20 protein-coding genes and 1 pseudogene are annotated in these 22796 nt (G+C 71.7%); 10 read left to right on the top strand and 11 right to left on the bottom strand.

The features are described 5' to 3' along the window. Positions 1-15: 15 nt before the first annotated feature. The 4 genes from AB0G01_RS17865 to AB0G01_RS17850 are packed head-to-tail and all read left to right on the top strand — an operon-like array spanning position 16 to position 4553. Positions 16-2298, top strand: a complete 2283-nt coding sequence (locus AB0G01_RS17865) for an arylsulfatase (protein ID WP_360946645.1) — start codon at positions 16-18, stop codon at positions 2296-2298. Further along, positions 2285-3862: an ABC transporter ATP-binding protein gene (locus AB0G01_RS17860; RefSeq protein WP_360946642.1), complete on the top strand. Its 1578-nt coding sequence runs from the start codon at positions 2285-2287 to the stop codon at positions 3860-3862. The genes AB0G01_RS17865 and AB0G01_RS17860 overlap by 14 nt, the downstream gene beginning before the upstream one ends. 59 nt (positions 3863-3921) lie before the next feature. Beyond that, the gene (locus AB0G01_RS17855) at positions 3922-4302 is read left to right on the top strand and encodes a hypothetical protein (protein ID WP_360946639.1); all 381 of its coding nucleotides are present in this window, start codon (positions 3922-3924) and stop codon (positions 4300-4302) included. A gap of 47 nt (positions 4303-4349) precedes the next feature. Next, positions 4350-4553, top strand: a complete 204-nt coding sequence (locus AB0G01_RS17850) for a hypothetical protein (protein ID WP_360946636.1) — start codon at positions 4350-4352, stop codon at positions 4551-4553. Between the two features lie 68 nt (positions 4554-4621). Here the strand turns inward: AB0G01_RS17850 and AB0G01_RS17845 are convergent, their stop codons facing one another. From AB0G01_RS17845 to AB0G01_RS17835, 3 genes are all read right to left on the bottom strand, one after another. Beyond that, the gene (locus AB0G01_RS17845) at positions 4622-5923 is read right to left on the bottom strand and encodes a M28 family metallopeptidase (RefSeq protein WP_360946633.1); all 1302 of its coding nucleotides are present in this window, start codon (positions 5921-5923) and stop codon (positions 4622-4624) included. Positions 5924-6085: 162 nt separating this feature from the next. After that, entirely contained in the window at positions 6086-7042 is a 957-nt protein-coding gene (locus AB0G01_RS17840) for an ATP-dependent DNA ligase (protein ID WP_360946630.1), read from the bottom strand. A 143-nt stretch (positions 7043-7185) separates the two neighbouring features. Then, the gene (locus AB0G01_RS17835) at positions 7186-8382 is read right to left on the bottom strand and encodes an ROK family transcriptional regulator (RefSeq protein ID WP_360946627.1); all 1197 of its coding nucleotides are present in this window, start codon (positions 8380-8382) and stop codon (positions 7186-7188) included. Between the two features lie 149 nt (positions 8383-8531). Here AB0G01_RS17835 and AB0G01_RS17830 point away from each other — a divergent pair, with 149 nt between their 5' ends. Then, positions 8532-9254, top strand: a complete 723-nt coding sequence (locus AB0G01_RS17830) for a GntR family transcriptional regulator (protein ID WP_360946624.1) — start codon at positions 8532-8534, stop codon at positions 9252-9254. Between the two features lie 69 nt (positions 9255-9323). Here the strand turns inward: AB0G01_RS17830 and AB0G01_RS17825 are convergent, their stop codons facing one another. Next, positions 9324-9914, bottom strand: a complete 591-nt coding sequence (locus AB0G01_RS17825; RefSeq protein WP_360946621.1) for a DUF5994 family protein — start codon at positions 9912-9914, stop codon at positions 9324-9326. 159 nt (positions 9915-10073) lie between these two features. Beyond that, entirely contained in the window at positions 10074-10955 is an 882-nt protein-coding gene (locus AB0G01_RS17820; RefSeq protein WP_360946618.1) for a LysR substrate-binding domain-containing protein, read from the bottom strand. A 94-nt stretch (positions 10956-11049) separates the two neighbouring features. On the opposite strand from AB0G01_RS17820, the gene AB0G01_RS17815 reads away from it, so the two are divergent. Continuing rightward, a complete protein-coding gene (locus AB0G01_RS17815; RefSeq protein ID WP_360946615.1) occupies positions 11050-11415 on the top strand; it encodes a nuclear transport factor 2 family protein in 366 nt (121 codons plus the stop codon). An 18-nt stretch (positions 11416-11433) separates the two neighbouring features. Here the strand turns inward: AB0G01_RS17815 and AB0G01_RS17810 are convergent, their stop codons facing one another. Continuing rightward, positions 11434-12222, bottom strand: coding sequence for a GAF and ANTAR domain-containing protein (locus AB0G01_RS17810; RefSeq protein WP_360946612.1), 789 nt, complete (start codon positions 12220-12222; stop codon positions 11434-11436). Between the two features lie 521 nt (positions 12223-12743). After that, entirely contained in the window at positions 12744-12992 is a 249-nt protein-coding gene (locus tag AB0G01_RS17805; protein WP_360946609.1) for a DUF6537 domain-containing protein, read from the bottom strand. On the opposite strand from AB0G01_RS17805, the gene AB0G01_RS17800 reads away from it, so the two are divergent. Together AB0G01_RS17800 and AB0G01_RS17795 are read left to right on the top strand one after the other, a co-directional pair. Then, on the top strand, positions 12961-13875 hold the full coding sequence (locus AB0G01_RS17800) for an RHS repeat-associated core domain-containing protein (RefSeq protein WP_360946606.1): 915 nt from the start codon (positions 12961-12963) through the stop codon (positions 13873-13875). The two genes, AB0G01_RS17805 and AB0G01_RS17800, sit on opposite strands and share 32 nt — an antisense overlap. Before the next feature lie 197 nt (positions 13876-14072). Beyond that, the gene (locus tag AB0G01_RS17795; RefSeq protein WP_360946603.1) at positions 14073-14423 is read left to right on the top strand and encodes a hypothetical protein; all 351 of its coding nucleotides are present in this window, start codon (positions 14073-14075) and stop codon (positions 14421-14423) included. A 683-nt stretch (positions 14424-15106) separates the two neighbouring features. Here the strand turns inward: AB0G01_RS17795 and AB0G01_RS17790 are convergent. Beyond that, positions 15107-18538 (bottom strand): indolepyruvate ferredoxin oxidoreductase family protein, encoded by a 3432-nt coding sequence (locus tag AB0G01_RS17790; protein ID WP_360946600.1) that lies wholly within the window; start codon positions 18536-18538, stop codon positions 15107-15109. Positions 18539-18699: 161 nt separating this feature from the next. On the opposite strand from AB0G01_RS17790, the gene AB0G01_RS17785 reads away from it, so the two are divergent. After that, positions 18700-19149: an Lrp/AsnC family transcriptional regulator gene (locus AB0G01_RS17785; RefSeq protein WP_360946597.1), complete on the top strand. Its 450-nt coding sequence runs from the start codon at positions 18700-18702 to the stop codon at positions 19147-19149. Between the two features lie 117 nt (positions 19150-19266). Here AB0G01_RS17785 and AB0G01_RS17780 read toward each other — a convergent pair whose 3' ends face one another. Both AB0G01_RS17780 and AB0G01_RS17775 read right to left on the bottom strand, forming a co-directional pair. Next, entirely contained in the window at positions 19267-21024 is a 1758-nt protein-coding gene (locus AB0G01_RS17780; RefSeq protein WP_360946594.1) for a M28 family peptidase, read from the bottom strand. A gap of 340 nt (positions 21025-21364) precedes the next feature. Beyond that, complete coding sequence (locus AB0G01_RS17775) at positions 21365-21784, bottom strand: hypothetical protein (RefSeq protein WP_360946591.1); 420 nt, start codon at positions 21782-21784, stop codon at positions 21365-21367. A 139-nt stretch (positions 21785-21923) separates the two neighbouring features. Here AB0G01_RS17775 and AB0G01_RS17770 point away from each other — a divergent pair. Further along, positions 21924-22283: pseudogene (locus tag AB0G01_RS17770) on the top strand (transposase); the annotation flags it as partial. Positions 22284-22488: 205 nt separating this feature from the next. Here the strand turns inward: AB0G01_RS17770 and AB0G01_RS17765 are convergent. Further along, positions 22489-22794, bottom strand: a complete 306-nt coding sequence (locus AB0G01_RS17765; protein ID WP_360946588.1) for a hypothetical protein — start codon at positions 22792-22794, stop codon at positions 22489-22491. Between the last annotated feature and the right edge of the window lie 2 nt (positions 22795-22796).

Raw genomic sequence — 22796 nt, 5'->3', positions numbered from 1 at the left:
GAAAGGACCACCCCGATGACCCTCCCTCCCCACGCCCGGGGCTACGACGGCTTCGCCGGCCGGGTCGGCCGCACGTTCGGCGCGTCGCGCCCCGCGTGGCCGGCCGAGCGCCGCCCGCGCGGACCGAACGTCGTCGTGGTGCTGGTGGACGACCTCGGCTACGCCGACGTCGGCCCGTTCGGCGGCGAAGTGCGGACCCCGAACCTGGACGCCTTGGCGGCGGGCGGCCTGCGGCTGACCAACTACCACACCACGCCGCTGTGCTCGCCGTCCCGCGCCGCCCTGCTGACCGGCCTGAACCCGCACCGCGCCGGGTTCGCCTTCCCGGCCAACGCCGACCCCGGCTACCCGGCGTACTCCTTCCAGCTCCCCGACGACGCGCCGTCGCTGGCGGAGTCGTTGCGGGACGCCGGGTACGCCACCTTCGCGGTCGGCAAGTGGCACCTGACCCGGGACGCGGCCAGCCACGACGCCGCCGACCGGTCGTCGTGGCCGTTGCAGCGCGGGTTCGACCGCTACTTCGGCAGCCTGGAAGGTCTGACCAACCTGCACCACCCGCACCGGCTGGTGTGGGACAACAGCCCCTACGACGGCGACTACCCCGACGGGTACTTCCTCACCGACGACCTCACCGACCGGGCCGTGCGGATGATCGACACCTTGCGCGCCAACGACCCCGACAAGCCGTTCTTCCTGTACTTCGCCCACCACGCGATGCACGGCCCGCTCGGCGCGAAGCCGGCGGACCTGGACCGCTACCGGGGCCGCTACGACGAGGGCTGGGACGTCATCCGGTCCCGCCGGTTCGCCAAGCAGCTCGCCGAAGGGCTGTTCCCTCCCGGCACGGTCCTGCCGCCGCGCGACGCCGACGTCTCGCCCTGGGACGAGCTCCCGCCGGAGCGGCGCGAGCTGTTCGCGCGGTACATGGAGGTCTACGCGGCCTCCTTGTCCAATGTGGACGAGAGCGTCGGGCGGATCGTGGAGGCCCTGCGGCGGCACGGGGAGCTCGACGACACCGTCATCGTGTTCACCTCCGACAACGGTGCCACCGCCGAGGGCGGCGCGGAGGGGACCCGCAGCTACTTCAGCCAGTTCGTGCACGTGCCGGGCGTGCCCGGCGACTGGGAACGGGACGTGGCCCGGGAACTGGACCTGCTCGGCGGTCCGCAGACCACCGTCCACTACCCGAGGGGGTGGGCCCAGGCGTCCAACACCCCGTTCCGGCTGTACAAGTCCGACACCTACGCGGGCGGCGTGCGCACCCCGTTCATCGTGCACTGGCCCGCCGGCCTGGAACCGGGGCTGCGCCACCAGTACGTCTACGTCACCGACGTCGCACCGACCCTGCTCGACCTGGCGGGCGTGCCGCGCCCGACCCACCGGCAGGGCGTGCCCGCCGTGGAGCAGGACGGCGTCAGCGCCGCGCCGGTCCTGCGGTCGGCGGACGCGACGAGCCCGCACACCACCCAGTACACCGAGACCGGCGGCAATCGCGGCTACTACGCGGACGGCTGGAAGATCGTCACCCGGCACCGCCCCGGAACCCCGTACGACGACAGCGAGTGGGAGCTCTACCACGTCGCCGAGGACCCGACCGAGACGACGGACGTCGCCGCCGAGCACCCCGCCAAGCTCGCCGAACTCGCCGCCGCCTGGGAAGCCGCCGCGTGGCACAACGCGGTCTTCCCGCTGACCGACCACAGCCCGGCGGCCTCCCTGCGCCGGCCCGCCGACGAACGCCTGGAACGCCCGGTCGACCTCTACCCGGGCACCCCGCTGCTGGAGCGCTACCGCTCGGCACAACTGGTCCAGTTCCGCTCGTTCACCGCCTTCGCCGACATCGAAACCACCCCGGGCGATCGCGGCGTGCTGTTCGCGCACGGCGACCAGGGCGGCGGTTACGTCGTGCACGTCGACGACGGCCACGCCCACCTGACCTACAACGCCTACGGCGACATCCACCGCACCACGCCGATCCCGCTCCCCGAAGGCGCGGCACGGGTGGTGCTGCGCGCCGAGGCGCTGCCGGACTTCCGCTGGGAGTTCGCACTGGACACCGGTTCCGGCGAAGCCGTCCTGGGACCGGTGCCGCAACTGATCGGCCTGGCCCCGTTCACCGGCATCAGCGTCGGGGAGGACCGGGGCGGCCCGGTCGACTGGGCGTCGCACCTGCGGGAGCGCACCTTCCCGTTCACCGGGACCTTGCGGCGGGTGCGCTACGAGCCGGGGGAGCGGGCCGCGTACGACCCGAAGCTGGTGGCACGACTGTGGGCGGAGGCCGAACGTGTCTACGACTGACCTGCTGGCCATCTCGGGTCTGGAGGTCTCCTTCGGCGACGTCCGGGCCGTGCGCGAGGTGGACCTGACCATCGCGCCGGGCGAGATCCTGGCCCTGGTGGGGGAATCCGGCTCCGGCAAGTCCGTGACCGCCCGCGCGGTCCTGGGCCTGCTCCCGGCGAACGCCGAGGTGCGCGGCAGCGTGCGGCTGGCCGGCCGGGAACTGGTCGGTGCGGGCGAGGCGGCGTTGCGGGAGGTGCGGGGGCGCTCGGTGGCCATGGTGTTCCAGGAACCGGCCACCGCGCTCAACCCCGTGCGGACCGTCGGGTGGCAGCTCGCCGCCGTGCTGCGCGCCCACCGCGCGCTCTCCCGGTCCGCCGCCCACCGCGCGGCGGTCGAGCTCCTCGGCCTGGTGGGCATCCCCGACCCGGCGACCAGGGTGCGGCACTACCCGCACCAGCTCTCCGGCGGCCAGAAGCAGCGGGTCGTCATCGCGCTGGCGCTGGCCAACGAGCCGGACCTGATCATCGCCGACGAGCCGACCACCGCCCTGGACGTGACCGTGCAGGCCGAGATCCTGGACCTGCTGCGCGACCTGCGCGACCGCCTGGGCACCGCGATCCTGCTGATCACCCACAACATGGGCGTCGTCGCCGACCTGGCCGACCGGGTGGCCGTCCTGCGCCACGGCGAACTGGTCGAGCAGGCCCCGGTCGACGAGCTGTTCGCGGGCCCCACCCGCGCGTACACCCGGGAACTGCTGGCCGCCGTGCCCAGGCTGGGCCACCGCGACCCCGCGCCGCCCCACACGTCCACCGACGCGCTGCGGCTGACCGGGGTGACCGTCCGGTACGGCGACTTCACCGCACTGTCCACTGTGGACCTGCACGTGGCGCGCGGCGAGGTGGTCGGCCTGGTCGGCGAATCGGGTTCCGGCAAGTCCACCCTGGGCAGGGTGGCGGCGGGCGTCCTGCGGCCGACGGCGGGCACGGCGGCGGTGCTCGGCACCGACCCCGGCGCGGCCCGCGCGCGGCTGGGCTTCGTCTTCCAGGACCCGGGCAGCTCGCTGAACCCCAGGATGACCGTCGCCGACTGCATCGCCGAACCCCTGCGCGTGCACCGCCGGCCGGGCGACCACCGGCGGCGGGTCGCGGAACTGCTGGACGCGGTCCGGCTGCCCGCCGACCACGCCGACCGCCGGCCCCGGGAGCTGTCCGGGGGCCAGCGCCAGCGGGTGGGCATCGCGCGGGCGCTGGCGTTGTCCCCGGACCTGCTGATCGCCGACGAGCCGACCAGCGCCCTCGACGTGTCCGTCCAGGCGTCGATCCTGGCGCTGTTGACCGAGCTGCAACGGGAGCACGGTTTCGCGTGCCTGTTCATCAGCCACGACCTGGCCGTGGTCGACTCCCTGGCCCACCGCGTGGCGGTGCTGCACCGGGGGCACGTGGTGGAGCAGGGGCCCCACCACGAAGTCCTCCGGACCCCCGCCGCCGCCTATACCCGACGCCTGGTCGACGCCGTCCCCATCCCCGATCCCGTCGCCCAGCGCGCCCGCCGCGCCACCCTGGCCGAGGTCCCGGCCTGACCCCGGAAACCGGAAGTTTCCAGACGACAACCAGCCCTCGGAACGAGGAGGATGGAGGGGTGACGGACAGGGCGAAGTTCTCCGTGAACCCATACCTGCACACCGCACTGGTCCTGCTGTTCGCCTCGACGCTCTTCATCGGTGGGACGTGTCTGTTGACCACCGTCGAGGTGACCGGCGCGCGGGGCGCTGAAGTCGCGTGCGGCAGCCCCGCCACCGGTCTGCCCGGCTCGGTGACCTACGACCCGCACGACAGGCGCACCGCCGAGGTGGCGGAGAACGTGGCCGCCTGCGAGTCGGCCCTGGGCGCGCGGCGGGCCTGGGCGTGGCCCGCGACCCTGCTGGGCCTGGTCGGGTCCCTGCTGGTGCTGTTCCTGGGCCGCTGGGTCCGCCCGGAACCCCGGTGGTGGACCGAGGAGGTCAAGGCCGTGCACCGCTGACGGTTTGGCCCGACCCGGGCCGGCAACCCCGGTGCGGGAGGTGTGCCATGACCGAACCCGACGAAGCCGACCTGGTGCGGACCCGGCAGCTCATCGACGAGGCGAAGGTGATCGCCGAGGACCTGCGCGAGACCACGCCCGACCCGAGCCCCGCCGCCGACCCGGTCACCGTCGCCGAGTCGAACCCGGGCACCGTCGCGGCGGTGGACGCCGAGCCGGAGCCGGACGCGGACGCCGAGCCGGAGCGGTAGCGGCCGGGGGGACGGTTGGCCGAGTGCGGTCGGGAACCGGCGGCGGGCGGATCGCCGCCGGTCTCACCTCAGAACTGGAGGTACCAACTGTTGAGCTTGCCGACGTCCTGCGGGCCCGCGTCGCGGATGCGCAGCTTCCACACGCCGTCAGCGGCTTCACCCGACGCGTTGACCGTGTAGGTCGTCACGAGGTTGTCGCCGCTGTCGTTGCCGGAGTTCTTCACCCGGAACGCCGTGCCGTCCGGTGCGACCAGGTCGATCACCAGGTCGCCGCGGTAGGTGTGGGTGATGTCCACGCCGAGCACCAGCGCCGAGGGCGCGTTGCCGGAGACGCCGGACACGGTGATCGAGCTCTCGGTGGTGGCCTGGTCGGGCAGGGTCAGGTCGTCGTCGTTGGTGAACTTCTTCCCGTCCGGCGGGGTGCCCGTGCCGGCCAACGTCCACAGCGCGTAGGCGATGACGTCGGTCATCCGGTCCAGCGCGGTGTTGTCGATGTTGCCCGTGGTGTCGCACGACCGGTGGTAGCAGCGGTCGAACGCCACGCCCGACTGGCCGCCCCACTTCGACGCCTGGGCGGCGGTCTTGGTGACCTCCGCGCCGGTGAACAGGCCGCCGATCGGGATGCCCGCCCGCGCGAACGCCGCGTGGTCGGAGCGCCCGCCGACGGAGGTCAGCTCGGTGGCCACCTTGCCGCTGAAGCCGGCTTCCAGCGTCTGCTGGAGCTGCACGGACCCGGAGGGCTGACCGCTGGCGCTGTAGACGAAGTAGCCGGGGTTGGGCGAGCCGGTCATGTCGAAGTTCAGGTACGCCTTGATCTTCGACTTCTCCGCCGCGGGGAGCTGGTTCACGTAGTAGGTGGACCCGATCAGGCCCAGCTCCTCCGCGCCCCACCACCCGAACCGCAGGTGCTTCTGCGGCTTGAGGTTCTCCCGCGCCACGGTCAGCGCGACCTCCAGGATGCCCGCCGACCCGGTGCCGTTGTCGTTGATGCCGGGGCCGGCGTTGACGCTGTCCAGGTGGCCGCCGAGCATCAGGACGTTGTTCGCGTCGCCGCCGGGCCAGTCGGCGATCAGGTTGTAGCCGGTCGCGCCGCCGTGCGTGAACTGCTGGATCGACGTCGTGTAGCCCACGGCGTCGAGCTTGGCCTTGACGTAGTCCACCGACGCGCGGTAGCCGGGCCGGCCGTGCGCCCGGTTGCCGCCGTTGTTGTTGGCGATCGTCTGCAAGCTGTTCAGGTGCGCTTGGACGTTGGCCAACGGGATGTCCGGCGCGGCCGACGCGCTCGGTGCCGCTGTGGCCGCTGGTGGGCTCAGCAAAGCCGTGGCGAGGAGCAGGGCGCTCGCCAGCGGCGTCGTCCTCTTGAAGGACATGGCTGCCTCCGCAGGGGTGTAGGGATAGCCGGTGTCGAGCCTGCGGCCTGCGGCAACTCGGCGGTAGCGACGAACGTCGTGACACATTCGGCCGCAAAGCGACAGCTTTATATTCTCTATTATTTCAGTGTGGAATAAATACAGTGGTGGTTGGTCCGAGTGCTACTCCGCGCCCTCCTCCCGGCGGGCCTTCGCGCGTCGCTTGCCCTCGTGCATCGCCACGACGCGGGCGACCGGGATCTCCCGACCCTCGGCCACCAGGTCCTCGGGGAGCCGCTGCGGCGCGGGCAGGCGCGCCGCCCACGGGTCGTCGCCGCCGAGCAGGTCCACGGCGGTCCGCAGGGTGAAGTCGCGCGGGGTGACCCGGTCCAGGTCGTCCCACGACACCGGGAACGACACCGGCGTGCCGGGGCGGATCCGGGGGCTGTACGCGGCGACCACCGTCGCCCCGTACGCGCGGGTCGAATCGAGGAACACCTTGCCCTCGCGCTCCTCGCGGATGTAGGCGGTGGTGGCGGTGCCGGGGTCGATCCGCTCGGCGCGGGCGGCCAGCGCGCGGGTCGCCGCCGCCGCGTCGTCGTCGCTCGCCGCGACCGGCACGAACACGTGCAACCCCTTGGCCCCGCTGGTCTTCACCGCGCCGGTGAGGCCGGCGTCGGCCAGCGCCGCCCGGACCAGTCGTGCGGCACCGACCACGGCGTCGAACGGCTCGCCCTCCGGCGGGTCGAGGTCGAGGACCACGTACTGGGGGTGTTCGCGGTCGTCCGCGAGGCTGAGCGGGACGTGGTACTCCACCGCGCGTTGGTTGGCGAACCACAGGAGGGTCCGGCGGTCGTCGCACAGGGCGTAGTTGACCTTCCGCTTGGACGCGTCCGCCCACACCGGCACCGTGCGCACGAAGTCCGGCGTGTACTTGGGGACGTTCTTCTGCATGAACGGGTCCTGACCGCGCAGCACGCGCACCACGGACAAGGGCCGCCCCGCCAGGGTGGGCAGAATCCGGTCGCGCACGGCGTCCAGGTAGTCGACGAGGTCGCGTTTGGTGGCGTCGGCCCCCTCGAACAACGGCTGGTCGAGGTTGGTCAGCGACACGCCGTCGCGTTCTTCAGCAGCGCCCATGCGCACACCCTCGTCGGTCGGGGGCACGTCGGCAAGTGGGCCGGTGGTCGCCCGCGCCGCGTTCCGGTCACCGGACCGTCCACAGTGGACGTGCCCGGTGTCGGTGACCTGTCCGACCGGCACCCGGCCCGCGTGGCGCTCGGCTAGAGCAGGGCGGTGAGCCGGTGCTCGACGTGGTCCAGCGCCATGCGGACCGCGCCCAGGGCGACGTTGCCCGCGCCCAGCGCCGACACCCGCAGGTCCACCGGCACCAGCAGCAGCCGGCCGAGGCGCTTGCGGACCGCGTCGAAGAGCACGTCGCCCGCCCGGGACACCCCGCCGCCGACCACGACCCGCTGCGGGTCCATGATCAGGAGTTGGACGGCCAGGCCCCGTGCGAAGCGGGTCGCGATGGTGTCCACCACCGAGGCCGCCGCCGGGTCGCCGGCCTCCGCCGCCTCGAACAGCGGGGCGATGTCGGCGCACTCGGCGAGCCGGTCGCGCAGCGGGCTGTCGCAGCGCTGCACGCCCAGCCGGAGGATCTCGCCCGTGCCGACCAGCCGTTCGAACGCGCCCAGCCCGTCGGTCGGTGGCTTGGGTTCGTCGTCCAGGTCGGTGACCAGGTCGATGAACCCGAGCTCGCCGGCGGCGGACGACGCGCCCCGGTAGGGCTTGTCGTCGATCACCATCCCGGTGCCGATGCGCTCGCCCCACTGCACGAACAGCAGGTTGTCGCCCGCCTCGCCGCGCCACCGCTCGGCGACCACGGCCAGGTTGACGTCGTTCTCGATGCCGACCGGGCAGCCCAGCCACTCGCGCAGCTCGGCGATCACCGGCAGGCTGGACCAGCCGGGGATGCTCGGGGCCAGCACGACCTCGCCGCGCTCGTGGTCCACGATCCCGGGCGTGCCCACGGCGACCGACCACAGGTCTGTCGGCGTCACGCCCGCTTCGACGGCGATGTCGGTGAGCGTGCTGCGCAGCAGGGGGACCATGTCGGGTCCGGTCGGGCTGGCGGCCTCGCGCTCGGCGAGCACGGTGCCGGCCAGGTCGGCGATCATCACCAGGACCTTGTGCGGCCCGACGTCGATGCCCGCGACGTGGCCCAGGTCGGCGCGGAAGCGGGCGCGCTGGGCGGGGCGGCCGATCTGGTGCTCGGTGGGGCTGGAGAACTCGGCGATGCCCGCGTCGGACAGCGCGGTCAGGGCGCGGGTGACCGCCGGCCGGGACAACCCGGTGGCCACGACCAGGTCGGACACGGTGGAGGTGTGGCCGTCGGCGTCGCGCAGCGCGTTGAGGACGGCCGCGGCGTTGATCCGCCGCAGCACGTGGGGCCCGGTAGCCGCCGATCCGGATGACACGCGTGCCTCGCTTCCGTGCTCTCGACGCGCACGCTAGCAGGTCCAAGCCCTTGACAAGTGGTCCAGACCATAGCAGAGTATCGAACGGTTCGTTACTAAGTGCGCCCAGCTCACGTCCCTGCGGTGAGATTCGGCTTGGGGGAGGCGACGTGGAAGACGTGAAGTACCGGCTCATCGCCGATCACCTGATCGGTGCCATCGACCGGGGCGAATACCCGGTGGGCAGTGCACTGCCCACCCTGCACGAGCTGATGGACAGGTTCGGCGTGGCCCGGGGCACCGCGCGCGCGGCCGTGGCCGTGCTGGTCGCGCAGGGCGTCGCGACGTCCAAGCAGGGCCTGGGCACGCTGGTCTGCGGCACGACGGTCCCGTCGCAGCCCCAGCCGCCGAGGATGCTGCCGGACGGCGCGACCTACCCGAAGGTGGTGCTCAGCGGCTGGACCGCCGCCGGCCCGGACATCGCCGGCCGGTTCGGCCTGACCACCGGCAGCCTCGTGGTGCACCGCGTGCGGCACCACCACACGGGTACCAGGGTGACCAGCATCGACCAGCAGTGGCTGCCCAAGGTCGTGGCCAGCACCATCGAGCGGCACACCGGTCACGACATCTCCGACCGCAACGACACGCCGCACCCGGACCTGACCCCGCTGCTGCGCAACGCCGGTCTGGACCCGATCGTGGCGACCGTGCAGCTCGACGCCCGCCTGCCCAGCCGGCACGAGGCGGACACCCTGGACATCCCGGTCGACGCGCCGGTCCTGGTGGTCCACCGGATCACCCACGGCTCGTCCGGCACGCCCGTCGAGGCCACGACGACGGTGTCCAGCACCGGTGGCTCGGCCCCGAAGTTCACCATCCCGCTCACCGGCTGAGACCGCGCCCCGTCCGCACCCCCTGCGACCGCACAACGGAGTGCGGGAGCTTCGGCTTTCCGGTGCCCGCTATCCGGTCGGCAGGCCGCGACCCCGTCCGGAGTGGGTGCGGTGCCGCGTGCGGTGGACGGGCGGGTGCTCGCCCACGGCCGGCGCGGGCCCAGAAGCGGGCCCAGAAGCGGACCCAGAGGCGGGTCCGGAGGTTGGCCCGGAGGCGATCCCGGCGGCGGCGAGGATCTGGGCGGGCAGGCGGGTGTGGTCCGACGCCGAGGCGAGGGCCAGCGCGCGATCGGCCGCCCGGCCGTCCGCGTCCGGTGGCACGACCAGCAGGTCGACGTGCCGGTGATCGGTGCTGGAGACCTGCACGACGTCGGTGTCCAGCGCGGCGAACCCGAGCAGCGTGACGGTCCTCCCGTCGAACTCGACGTGCTCCGGCGCGGTGCCCCAGAAAGTCCGGGCGAAGACCACCCGCTCCACGACGCCGAGCCGGTCGGCGAGCGCTCCGGCCAGCGCCGGCAGTTCGGCCACGAGGTCACGCGATCGCGGCCACCACGCGCCGTCCACGTGGCCCACCGGCAGCGCGGGCGGCTTGAGGCGCAGCCGGGGCAGGGGCCGCGACCGGTCGGCGGGGAAGGGCGTGGGGGGTGGGCCCGACGTCATGTCGGTGCTCCGATCTCCGGTCCGACCACGGTCAGCCGAGGCTCTCGCGCAGGAACCGGCGCGGTGGCCGGTGCGGGTGATGCCGGGGCGAGCGGGACCCGGATACCCCTGACCCTACGCGCCCACGTCGTCCGCCGTGCCGTACCGGGACCGGGATGGTCAGGGGGACTCGGCGAACGCCCGTCGGCAGTGGGCGACCAGTTCGCGCACGGCCGGGCCTCGGGTCGGGTGCCAGACCAGGGCGAGCAGAGCGGGGATCGCCACGTCGTCGATCGGCACGGCGGTGAGCCGGTCGGTGTGGTGGGCGGCCATCGACTCGCTCAGCAGGCCGACACCCAGCCCCCGCGCCGCCAGGTCGGCGATCGCGTCCGCCGCACCGGCCTGGAACGCGATGGTCGGGCGCAGGTCCCGCGCCGCGCACGCCTGGTCGAACACCGCGCGCAGGCCGGTTCCGGGCGGCATGCACACCAGCGGGTGCGCGACCAGGTCCCGCAGGGTGAGGCGGCCCTCCGTCGCCGGGTGGCCGGGCGGTGCCGCCGCGACCAGCCGTTCGCTGATGATGGTCAGGGCGTCCAGACCGGGTGGGGTGGCGTTCGCGGTCCCCACCAGGGCGAGGTCGGCGGTCTTCGCGCGCACCGACTCGACGAGTTCGTCGGAGTCGGCCTCGCGCACCGAGATCCCGACGCCGGGGTGCGCCCGGTGGAACGCCGCCAGCGCGTCGAACAGGGGCGTGATGGTGCAGCCGTTGACCATCCCGACGGTGAGGTGCCCCCGGATCAGGTCGGTCACCTCGCCCACCGCCTGCCCGACCGCCTCGGCCGCCGCGAGCGCGGCGCGGGCGTGCTCCAGCGCCGCCTTCCCGGCCGTGGTGAGCGTGGCGGTCCGCGCGGACCGGTCGAACAGGTCCGCGCCCAGTTCCCGTTCCAACTGGCGGATCTGGGCGCTCACCCCGGACTGGCTGATGTGCACGCGCTCGGCGGCGCGGGTGAAGTTGCGCTCCTCCGCGACCGCGACGAAGTACTCCAGTTGCCGCAGTTCCATGACTGTGGATTCTAGCTGCCATCGGAACCATCTGTTGGACTTCTGGCCGGTCGGTGGTGAGGCTGGTGGGGACACCACAGCCGAGGAGGAACGCGTGACGGACTACGAGAAGGCCATGCGACCGGAAGACATCACCCGCCTGTTCGTGGAGCGGTCCAACGCCGGTGACGCGGCCGGGGTCGCGGCGCTCTACGAGGAGAACGCCGTGCTGGCCTATCCGCCGGGCGGGCGGACGGTGGGCCGCGAGGCGATCCGCGAGCTGTGGGCGCGGGTGCTGGCCAACGGTCCCCGGTTCGAACTGGAAACGCCGTTGCCCACGCTGGTCAGCGAGGACATCGCGCTCACCTCGACCCCGCCGAAGGACGGTTCGGGCGCGCGGGCGCAGGTCGTCCGCCGCCAGCCGGACGGGAGCTGGCTGCGACTGCTCGACCAGCCCGAGTTCGTCGACCCCACGAGCTGACGTGCCGGCCGGCCCGGGTCAGCTCCGCGCGCCGTCGGATTCCGGTGCCACGCCGCCGACGAGGCGGTACCGGGTCAGCGCCTCGTGGAACCCGCCCCGCTCGTGGGCGTCCACCAGGTCGGACGCGGCGTCGCGGAGCTTGCGGTTGGCGTCCTGCGAGGCCCGGCGCAACAGCGAGAAACCGCTCTCGGCGTCGGTGGCGAAGTGGCGCATGAGCAGGCCCTGGGCCAGACCGATGGTGTGGCGGGTGCCGAGCGCGGTGGTCAGGTGCCGCACGAGCTGCCTGCTGTGGTCGAGCAGGTCGGCGTTGTCCAGCGCGACGCCGGCGTGCAGGGCGATCAGCAGGATGAGGTCGTAGGAGTGGTCGTTGAACCGGTGGGGCTCGCGGGAGAGCAGCGTCAGCGCGGCGGTGGGGGAGCGCTCGGTGGGCAGGGGGAGCACCAGGCAGCTCCGGAAGCCGTGCACGGCCAGCCGCGAGGCGAACAGCGGCCACCGGCCGTCCCCGGCGGTGTCGCCCAGCCGGCGGGGTTCGCGGTAGCGGAGCACCTCGCGGATCGGGTCGCCCCCGCCCGCCACGCCGTCGTCCGGCACGGGACCGAGCGGGGCGTGGCCGGTGGTCATGGTGATCTCGAAGCCGTCGTCGCCGGTGACCGCGAGGAAGGCCAGGTCACAGCCGGGGACGCTGCGGACCAGGTGGTCGGCGAACCGGCGGGCGACCGCCTGGTGCTCCTCGTCCTCGGTCAGCCGGGCCATCTCGACCAGCTCGGCGGCCAGTCCCGGGACGGAGGCGTTCGCGTGACGTGTCATCTGCTGTGCACCCCTCGACAGGCGGTACCCCCGCAACGACGACCAGGGGTCGGCGGCGGGGGCTCTGGGTCGGGGTGCTGCTGTGCTGAACACCCGCCGGCCGCCCACCCTAGCGCACCGCCGACCCGACCCGGCCCGGTGGCGCGAGCACACCGCCGGCCGACCCGCCGGGCCGACCTGCTGTCCATCCCGGTACCGGCGGACATTCGTGAGCTTCGCCTCTTCGTACCCGCGCACCATGTCCGGCAGCGCGGCCGGCTCCGCGACCGCCGCACGGTCCACACCGGACGCCCGGATGCCCTCACCGCCGCCCGGCCGACCGGTGGGACCTGAAAGCGGAGGGCAGGGAGGATGACGAGGAGTTCGCCGCGAACGGGCCGGACGAGATCACCGACCGGTAGCCGTGCCGCTTGCGGCGTCCACCGGTGACGGATCAGTCAGTGGGACCCGGCGACTCGGAACAGCTTCAAGCCGAAATTCCCGGGGGATCGGTGCCGGCACCGATCCCCCGGGAACAGTGGTCACGCCGACGGCACCGGGACATCGGCCAAGCGGGCCAGGATTTTCTGTTGCCGCTCCCGGTACTGGCGGACGTTCGCCAGCTTCACCTCTTCGTACCCGCGCACCATGTCCGGCAACGCCGCCAGTTCGGCGACCGCCGCACGGTCCACATCGGACTCCCGGAACGCGCGCACCACGGCGGCCTGCACCAGCGCCCGGACCGTCGAGCGCTCGGCGGTGAGCGACGGGCGCGGCGACCTCGTCGCCACCCTCGACCCGGCCGGCACGGTGACCGCCACCAGCGGGACCAAGCACTCCCTGGGCTACCAGGGCGACTGGACCGACCCGGACACCGGCCAGGTCAACATGACCGCCCGCTGGTGCAGCCCGGCCATGGGCGGGTTCGCCTCGCGTGACGACTACCCGTTGCCGGGCACCCCGTCCGGGCCGGCCAACCGGTACACCTACGGACTGGGCGCTTCGACGAACTACACGGACCCGACGGGCCACTTCCCGAGCAACTGGCTGTGCCTGTTGCTGCCGGCGTTGTGCGCCTCGCCACTGCCGTTGAACCCGCCACCCGGCAATGGCAAGGGTGACGGGGACAACCAGCCCGGTGTCCGCACCCCGCCCGGCACGAATTCCGGTTCCAACGACCAGTACCGCGCCGACCCGGCCGACGCGGCCAGGGAAGCGGCCCGCGAGTTCGGCCGCAGCAACCCGCTGCCGGTCCCCGAAGCGCTGACCCAACCGCTGTTCGGCAACGGCCGCACCCCGCCGGTGTCCTCGTCGCCGCAGTCCCGGTCGCACCTGGCGGGCGACTACGCCCACCCGGTGGACGACGTGAACCGGTCGTACTCGTCGGTCTACACAGACTTGCTGGAGCAGAACGGTTCGGTCGTCCAAAACGTGAACAACTCCCTGCGGTCGCCGACGTGGCCGACCGAGGAGTCGAACTCGGACACGTCGTGGGAAGCGGACCTGCTGGAGAAGTGCGCGACGCCGGTTCCGGGGATCGAGATCGACGAGAAGAAGTGGGACTACCTCTTCGGAGGGCCAAGGACCACCCGCACAACACGCCGAGGAGCATCCAGAACGAACTCGACTTCAATCGGATCGGTATCACCGACGTACCGGAAGGTCGCCAACTGATCATCGACAACCTGCATGATGCCGTGAAGGGTCCGCAGAATCGGAAGAAGGTGTTCAGCAATGAGCACGGGACCTATGAAGTGCGGGAGTCGCTGCTCAGTGGCCCCTACGGCTTCTTGGTGATGGAGTCCACCTGGGAGGTTATGGGAGACGGTACACTCCGTACTCACCACGATCATTCCGAAGGGTGACAGACATTGACGACCGATATTGCCGTGCCGACCGACCAGGAGTTCGTCGAAGCTCTCGGCGTGTCGCCGGTGCTGCTCGACGGGGGTACGGCTACGTACATGGTCGAAGTGGCTTCGGGCGATACCGAGTTGCGCTTCAGCTACGACTTGGTCGAGCGTTCCGTGCGGGTGCGGGTCAACGGCGGCCCCTTGGGCGCGGTGGACTTCTTCTGCGAGGGTCTGGACGGGATGTCGTTGATCTCGAAGGGTCCCGAGGTGGGTCTGTCGGTGCGGCTGTCCGGCCCCTGTCACGTCGTCCGCCTGAACGTGACGATTTTCCCGGCAGTGGAAATCCGGTCGGAAGTGTTGGCGGCCTGAAGCCTTGAGGCCGATTGCGGAGGTCTGCCGACTGCGGACCCACGGGGTGACTGAGACTGGTGATGGTGACGACTGATCACTCCGAGGTCCCTGGATGCTCTCCTTCCATGATGATGAAGCGCTCCAGCGCCTGGTGCTCTTGGGTTTCTTGCCGGAAGCGAAGTCGTTCGGCGATGTCTCCGATCTTGTCGCAGGTAAGCCGCGTGTTCCCCTGATCGACCGGGAGCCGTGCACTCCCACATCCGCCCGCAGACCGGCGAGAAGAGGATGGTGCACTTTTACGACAATAGTGTCACCGGGAAGTTCGGCTACGACATGGACTACAAGCCCACACTTCCCGGGAGTCGATACCCCGAAAATCAGGGGAGCTTTATGCGGGTTCGCTGCGAGTCGATCATCTACCCGGCCACCGGCGAACCCGGGTTGAACAGCCCCTGGGTGGAAATGGGGCAGGAGTACGTCGCGATCGCCGTCCAACTGGACGTGTTCGATCGACGAGCGCGGCCACCTCAAGATGAGTCCGGGCCCAGGGCAAGAGCCGGGTTTCCGGGAGGCGTACTTCGACGGAGATCGAGAGGCTGTGAAGGTGTTCGACGCGGAGTTCGCCATCATCCTTCAGCAGTCGTAGTGCCGGCGGAGCCTTCACCGCACATACGTGGTGAAGGCTCCGCCGCCTCGCTCTGTCAAGCAGAGGGAACGACGTCGGCCAGTCGGGCCAGGATTTTCTGTTGCCGCTCCCGGTACTGCCGAACGTTGGCCAGCTTCACCTCTTCGTACCCGCGCACCATGTCCGGCAGCGCGGCCAGTTCCGCGACCGCCGCACGGTCCACATCGGACTCCCGGAACGCGCGCACCACGGCGGCCTGGTACTCGGCCACCAGTTCCCGCTCCACCCGCCGCACGTGCGCGTAGCCGAACAGGTCCAGTCGCGTCCCGCGCAACCGCCGGCCCGCCGCCAGCACCCGGAACACCGGGCGGAACCACGGGCCCAGTGCGATCTTCTTCTTCATCCCCAGCGCGCGCAGCACCGGCGGGTGCAGGCGGTACGCCGCCCGTGCGCCCTCGCCGAACTCGGCCTTGATCTTCGCGTCGAGCGCGGGGTCCAGCGACAGCCGCGCCACCTCGTACTCGTCCTTGTACGCCATCAACTTGAACAGGTTCCGGGCCACCTCCACCGTCACGTCGGTCGGCCCGTCCTCCAGCACCCGCACGCGCTCCACGAAGTCGACGTACGCCCGCGCGTAGCGCTCGTCCTGGTACGCCACCAGCTCCGGCACCCGGATGTCCAGCACCCGTGCCAGTTCCGACCCCGGCTCGGCCCGCACCAGCGCCCGGACCGCCGCAGCGGCGGGGGAGAGGGGCCGGGTGGACTCCACCGGTGCGCTCCGCTCGGCTGCGGGCTCGGCCACCAACTGCCGACCGTGCCGGAACGCCTGGAGGTTCGCCGCCACCGCCACGCCGTTGAGCTCGATGGCCCGTTCGATCACCGACGCCGGCAGCGGCAGCGCGCCGGTCTGGTAGGCCGCGCCCAGTTGCAGGATGTTCGCGAATTGCCCGTCTCCGAACAGTTCCTCGGCCACGGCCCGCGCGTCCAGTGCCACGGTCCGCGCCGTCGCCGACTCCAGCACCGACCGGATGCGGCCGGGCTCGGGGAACGCCACCGACGTGTCCACGACCATCTTCCCGGTCGGCACCTCGGTCGTGGACACCACGGCCACCGTGCGCGCGGGGTCCGTGGACGCCAGGTTGGCCGGGTCCGCGCCCACCAGCGCGTCGCACGCCAGGTACAGGTCGCACTCGCCGGCCGCCAGCTTGGCCGCGCGGTCGGTCGGCACGGCCGTGACCTTCAGGTCCGACACCACCGCGCCGCCCTTCTGCGCCAACCCGGTCTGGTCGAGGGTGCGCACGTGCCGCCCGTCCAGCACCGCCGCCGTGGCGAGGATCTGGCCCACGGTCACCACACCCGTGCCGCCGATGCCGGTGATCCGCACCGCGAAGTCCGGACCGGCCCACACCGGCTCGGGCACGGCGTCGGCGGCCAGCTCCACGGCCTCCCGACGACGCGGCTCGCCCCCACCGGGCACGACGGTCAGGAACGACGGGCAGTCGCCGTCCAGGCACGAGTAGTCGACGTTGCACGACGACTGGTGGATCGCGGTCTTGCGGCCGAACTCGGTCGGGACCGGCTGCACGGACAGGCAGTTGGACTTGGTGCCGCAGTCGCCGCAGCCCTCGCACACCCGCTCGTTGACCACCACGCGGGTCGCGGGCGCTTCCTGCTTGCCGCGCCGCCGCTTGCGCCGCTTCTCCGCAGCGCACTCCTGGTCGTGGATGAGCACGGTCACGCCCGCGATCCCGGCCAGTTCCTCCTGCGTGCGCAGCAGTTCCGAGCGGTCCCGGACCTCGACGCCCGCCGGGAACGACCGGCGGCGCAGCGCGCGCGGCGCGTCACTGGTCACCACGACCCTCCGCACGCCTTCGAGCAGCAGCAGCGCGGCGATCTTCTCCACGGGCAGCCCGCCGACCGCCTCCTGACCGCCGGTCATCGCCACGGCCGAGTTGTGGAGCAGCTTGTAGGTGACGTTCACACCGGCCGCGACCGCCGCGCGCACCGCCAGGCTGCCGGAGTGGGTGAACGTGCCGTCGCCGATGTTCTGGGTGAAGTGCGGCGTCTCCACGAACGGGGCCATGCCGATCCACTGCGTGCCCTCGCCGCCCATCTGGGTCACCCCGACCAGCGAGCCGACCTGCTCGGGGTCCATGAACAGGCTCATCGTGTGGCACCCGATGCCGCCGCCCACGATCGTGCCCTCCGGCACCTTCGTGGACGAGTTGTGCGGGCAGCCCGAGCAGAAGTACGGCGTGCGGGCCAGCAGCGGCACCGCGATCCGCTCCCGCCGGCCGCGCTGCCGCCACGCGTCCACCGATCCGATGCCCAGCGGCGCGAGCAGCCGCGCCAGGCCGGCGGCGATGCCGTCCGGGTCGAGCTCGCCGACCTCGCCGAACAGCGCCCGGCCGTCCGGCCCGGTCTTGCCGTGCACGGCGGGCGCGTTCGCGCGGCCGTACAGGACGTCCTTGATCGCGGCCTCGACGAACGACCGCTTCTCCTCCACGACGACCACGGTGTCCAGGCCGTCCGCGAACTCGCGCACGATCGTCGGCTCGACGGGGTGGATCACGCCGAGCTTGAGCAGCCTGATCCCGTGCCGGGACAGGGTGTCCCCGGTCAGGCCGAGCCGGTCCAGCGCCTGCCGCACGTCCAGGTACGACTTGCCGGCCGTGACGATCCCGATCCGGTCGCCCGCGCGGCCCCGGACGATCCGGTTCACCCCCGACACCCGCACGTACTCCAGGGCCAGCGGCAGCCGCACCGCGTACAGGCTGCGCTCCAGCCCCGCCAGCTCCGCGCCCAGCAGGCGGGAGGTGGGCCGGTGGCGGTAGGCGTGGCCGGGCATCTCCGGCGCGGCCCACCCCGGGGCGACCAGGGCGGTGCTGGACGCGTCGGCGACGTTCGCGACGATCTTCAGCGACGACCACACGCCCGCCGCGCGGGACAGCTCCACCGCGTGCCGGCCGTGGTCCAGCACGTCCTGCGAGTCGGCCGGGAAGAACACCGGGATCGCCAGGTCGGCCAGCGCCAGGTCGGACGCGCACGGCACCGTGGACGACTTCGCGTTCGGGTCGTCGCCCACCAGCGCCACCGCGCCCCCGTGCGGGTCGGTGCCGGCCAGGTTGGCGTGCCGCAGCGCGTCGGTGGCCCGGTCCAGGCCGGGTGCCTTGCCGTACCAGACGCCCGTGACGCCCCGGTAGCGGCGGCCGGGCAGCGCGCCGGTGAGCTGGCTGCCCATGACCGAGGTGGCGGCGAGCTCCTCGTTCAGGCCGGGCCGGTGCACCACGGCGTGCTCGTCCAGCAGCGCGGCCCGGCGGGCCAGCTCCAGGTCGTAGCCGGCCAGCGGCGAGCCCTCGTAGCCGGAGACGAACACGGCGGTGTCCTCGCCGCGCCCCCGGTCGTGGCGCACCCGGTCGAACAGCACCCGCACCAGGGCCTGCACCCCGCTGAGGTGGACGATCCCGTCCTCCCGGAGGTAGCGGTCCTCCAACGTGAACGCCTCCACGCCGTGCTCCTTCACTCGACACCGATGCGGTGTGGGTCACACCACACGGTGGCGGAGCGCAGCGCAACATCCGGTCCGGTTTTCCCCCGTCCGACGCAAAGATCGGTGCTCACCCGCAGGTTTTTCGCGAATCTTTTGCGTGGGGGACTATCCTGGCGGATGTGCCGGAAGAACTCGACGCCACCGACCACGAGATCCTCGCGCTGCTCCGCGAGGACGCGCGCCGGACCCTGTCCGACATCGCGGGCCGGGTCACCCTGTCCACGGCGGCGGTCAAGAGGCGCATCGACCGGCTGACGCAGATCGGCGTCATCACCGGGTTCACCGTGCAGATCGACCACGCCAAGCTCGGGTGGGGGATCGAGGCGTTCACCGAGCTGAGGTTCGTCGGCACCACCAAGGTCTCCGACATCCTCGACACGACGACCCGGATGCCCGAGGCGCAGGCCGTGTTCACCATCGCGGGCGACCCCGACGCGCTGGTGTGGCTGCGGGTGCGGGACATGGCCCACCTCCAGCGCACCATCGACGAGATCCGCCGCCACCACCAGGTGACCGGCACCAAGACCCTCATCGCGCTGGACTCGTGGACCAGGGGCCAGGACGGTTGACCGCCGCCCCGCTCCGGTGCGGAGAGGCGGAAGGCCTGCGCGGAGGTCCGGCGCGGAGTGCGACGGCGGCCGCCGGCCCGGGTGGGCCGGCAGCCGCCGTCGGTCAGGAACGCGGGATCAGCAAGCGCCCTGGTCCTGCCACACCGCCCAGGAGTTCGGGTGGCCCGGCTCCGAGCCGGACGAGTACCACACCGACTTCCACTTGCGGCTGTTGTGCGACACCAGGTCGTTCGGCACGTAGGACGCCGAAGCGCTCCACGCCGTCGTGCCGTCGCACCCGCCCGGACCGCCACCGCCGGTGACGGTCAGGGTGTAGGTGGCCGAGCGGGACGAGCTGCCCGAGCCGGTCACCGTGATCGTGTACGTGCCGGCGGTCGCCGTCGCCGCGACCGTCACGGTCGCCGTGGACGACGAGCCCGACTGCACGGTCGAGGGGTTGAACGCCACGCTGACACCGCTGGGCGCACCGCTCGACGAGAGCGCCACGTTCTGCGGCGAGCCCGACGTGGTCGCGGTGTTCACCGAGAACGTGCCGGAGTTGCCGACCTCCACCGAGCCCGAGGACGAGCTCAACGACAGCGAGAACTCGTCACCGCCGCCGTTACCGGTCACGGTGAGCGTGTACGTCGCCGTCTTGGTGACCGTGCCCGCGCCCCGCACGGTGATCGCGTACGTGCCTGCGCCCACCGACGAGCCGACCGACACCGTGGCCGTGGACGACGAACCGGACTGCACGGTCGACGGGGTGAACGCCACCGACACGCCGCTGGGCTGGCCGGTCGCGGTCAGCGACACGTTCTGCGCCGCACCGGACGTGGTCTGGGTGTTGACCGTGAACGTCCCGGTGTTGCCGACCTGGATCGAACCCGAGGACGGGTTCACCGCCAGCGAGAAGTCGCTCGCCGGCGCGTCGCTCACGGCCTGCTTCCAGATCGTGTGGGCGATGCCGTCCGACGCGCGGTCCAGCGCGGTCGGGTTGATGTTGCTCGTCGTGTCGCACGAGCTGTGGTAGCACGAGTCGTAGGCCCCGCCGGCCGTGCCGCCCCACTTCTGCGCCTGCGCGTTGGTCTTGCGAGCCGACGCGCCCGTGGCGTAGCCCGAGGACGCGATGCCCGCGCGCTGGAAGGACGCGTCGTCCGACCGGCCCGCGCCTTCGACGTTCTCCTCGGGGGAGAGGTTCAGCGACGTCCAGTACTCCCGCAGCGGTGCCGCGGCGGCGGTGTTGATGTTGTTGATGAAGTAGCCCGCGTTGCGCGAGCCCACCATGTCGAAGTTGTAGTAGGCCTTGATCGCCGACTTCTGCGCGGCGGTCAACTGGCCGACGTAGAACCGGGACCCGTTGAGGCCCTGTTCTTCGTCGGTCCACCACGCGAACCGCACGTGCTTGGTCATCGTGGGGTTGCGCGCGGCGAGCTGGAGGGCGTTCTCCAGCAGCGCGGCGGAACCCGAGGCGTTGTCGTTGATGCCCGGACCCGCCGACACGCCGTCGAGGTGCGCGCCGAACATGATCGTCTGGTTGGCGTCGCCGCCGGGCCAGTCCGCGATCAGGTTGTTCGACACGTAGGTGCAGCCCGTGCACCGCTGCTCGGCCACGGTGTAGCCCGCGGCCTGGAGCTTGGCCTTCACGTAGGCCACCGACTGGGTGTACCCGCTGCTGCCCGCGCGCCGGTTGCCCCCGCTGCTGGAGGCGATGGACTGGAACTGGGTCAGGTGACCCTGCACCGCCGCCACGTCGATGTTCGGTGGTGCGAGCGCGGTGGCCGTCGCCGTTCCGCCGGGCTGCTGGGCTTCGGTCGCCAGCGCGGGCCCCGCGGACGTCGTCACCCAGGCGAGGGCCGCGAGAGCGACCGCCGCACCCAGGGTTCTGTGCTTCATCCGAATGCTCCTCGTGAGGCAGGGAAACGCCCGGCCGTCCCCGCCCAGCAGGTATGGGCGGTGTGCGGTGGCCCCGGCCGAACCAGCGAAGCGTCGCATTCCGAGGGCTCGCGAAATAGGGCTTACGGTAGGTACCGCAGACGGCGGTAGACCTGCACACTTTGGGGTTGCCTACCGGACGTCTGTCCCAAAGCAACGGTTGTCCCGATAAATTCACCGTTGACGGCAAGGTTTTCGTGGCAGGACCCCGGGCCGCGCGCCCCCGGACGACGTGGCCGTCGATCCCCGGGCCGGTGCGGCGACGACCACGCCGCGCGGTCGGGGATGCGCAGGCGGCGGGTCAGGCGTGCACGGCCCAGCCGTGAGCCGAGTACACGGCGATCGTCTGGGTGCCCGCGATGATCCTCACCGTCGCGTAGAGGTGGCGTTCGACCTGTGCGGTGTTCACCGGCACGAAGCACTTCGACGTCGTGGCCGTGCAACTCGACGGCAGCAGGTCACCGGAGAGCGACCACTCGTAGGTGTGACCGGGGGTGGGTGCCTGCACCTCGAAGGCGACGACGGAGCTGGCTGCCGGTGTCGACGAGTAGCAGTAGTTGCCGTAGACCGGCGGGATGGTCGCGCTCGGGAACACGGTGCACTCCAGGCCGGTGCCGAGGACTCCGAGACGGGGCGCGGCCTGTGCCGGGGCGATGGAGGGCAGGACGAGGAGGGACACGACGCCGGTGACGGCGAGCAGGGCGCGGAGAAGTCTTCGCACGATGAACCCCTTCGCGGAAGGTGGCCGAGCTGGGCTCCTGCCAGCATGGCCCTCCGGCATCGCCGGGCACATCGGCTGAAAGCGGGGTACGCCGGCGAGAGGCCCAGTCGTGCCCGGTGGTGGTCGGGCGGTACCGGGCAACCTGCACGACAGCCAGGCACTCAAGCCGATGCTCCGCGCCCTTCCGCGCGTCCGGTCCCGACGCGGACCGCGCCGGTCGAAGCCCGCGAAACTGCAAGCGGACAACGCCTACGACATCGACCACCTCCGCCGCTGGTTACGCGGGCGCGGCACGATCCCGCGCATCGCCCGCAAGGGCGTCGACTCCTCCGAACGACTCGGCCGACACCGATGGGTCGTGGAACGCACGATCGCCTGGCTGTTCGGCCACCGCTGCCTGGTCATCCGCCACGAACGTCACGCCGACAACCACTGCGCCTTCGCCACCCTCGCTGCAACACTGATCTGCTTCACACAACTCGCCAAAACATCCACGTGAGACCAGCGCTTAACTGTGGCTACGTCCATGACCTCGTGACATCTCGACGTCGGGTGGTTCGGCGAGGCAAGTCGGCGTGGTGCGGCTGGATTTTGTGGTGGCTCGAAAACGTCCGAGTCCGACCGACGTGACGTCCACCTATTCGTACGCCCTGCGGTCTCGGTGGAGGTCGATGAGCGACACCGAGGGCATGGTGACCTCGATGTCAGCGTGCGCTGTGCAGACGACTGACGTACCACGCGACGTGCGTCGAAGCGTATTCACCTTCGGACAAGCTGACGAAGGCGGCGGCGGCTTCGGCAGAGGAACTCGTCAGCCGTCCGCCGTCTTCGAGGCAGACCTGGACATGGTCGTGGAACGCCAGTCCCCAACCTGCGACCTCGGCTTCGTCCGGTTCGCCTCCCAACACGATCGAGAACATCGTGGGTTGATCGAAGCCGATATCCGACGGGGCATCGGCGTTCTGCACGGCTGGCTCATCCTGGAAGGCTTCGGAGGCGGCCGTGTTCATCG

It is taken from the genome of Actinosynnema sp. NPDC023587, assembly GCF_040640215.1.
Classification (GTDB): domain Bacteria; phylum Actinomycetota; class Actinomycetes; order Mycobacteriales; family Pseudonocardiaceae; genus Actinosynnema.
The sequence above is the reverse complement of the archived record's forward strand: the minus strand, read 5'-3'. Positions and strand labels throughout refer to the sequence as shown.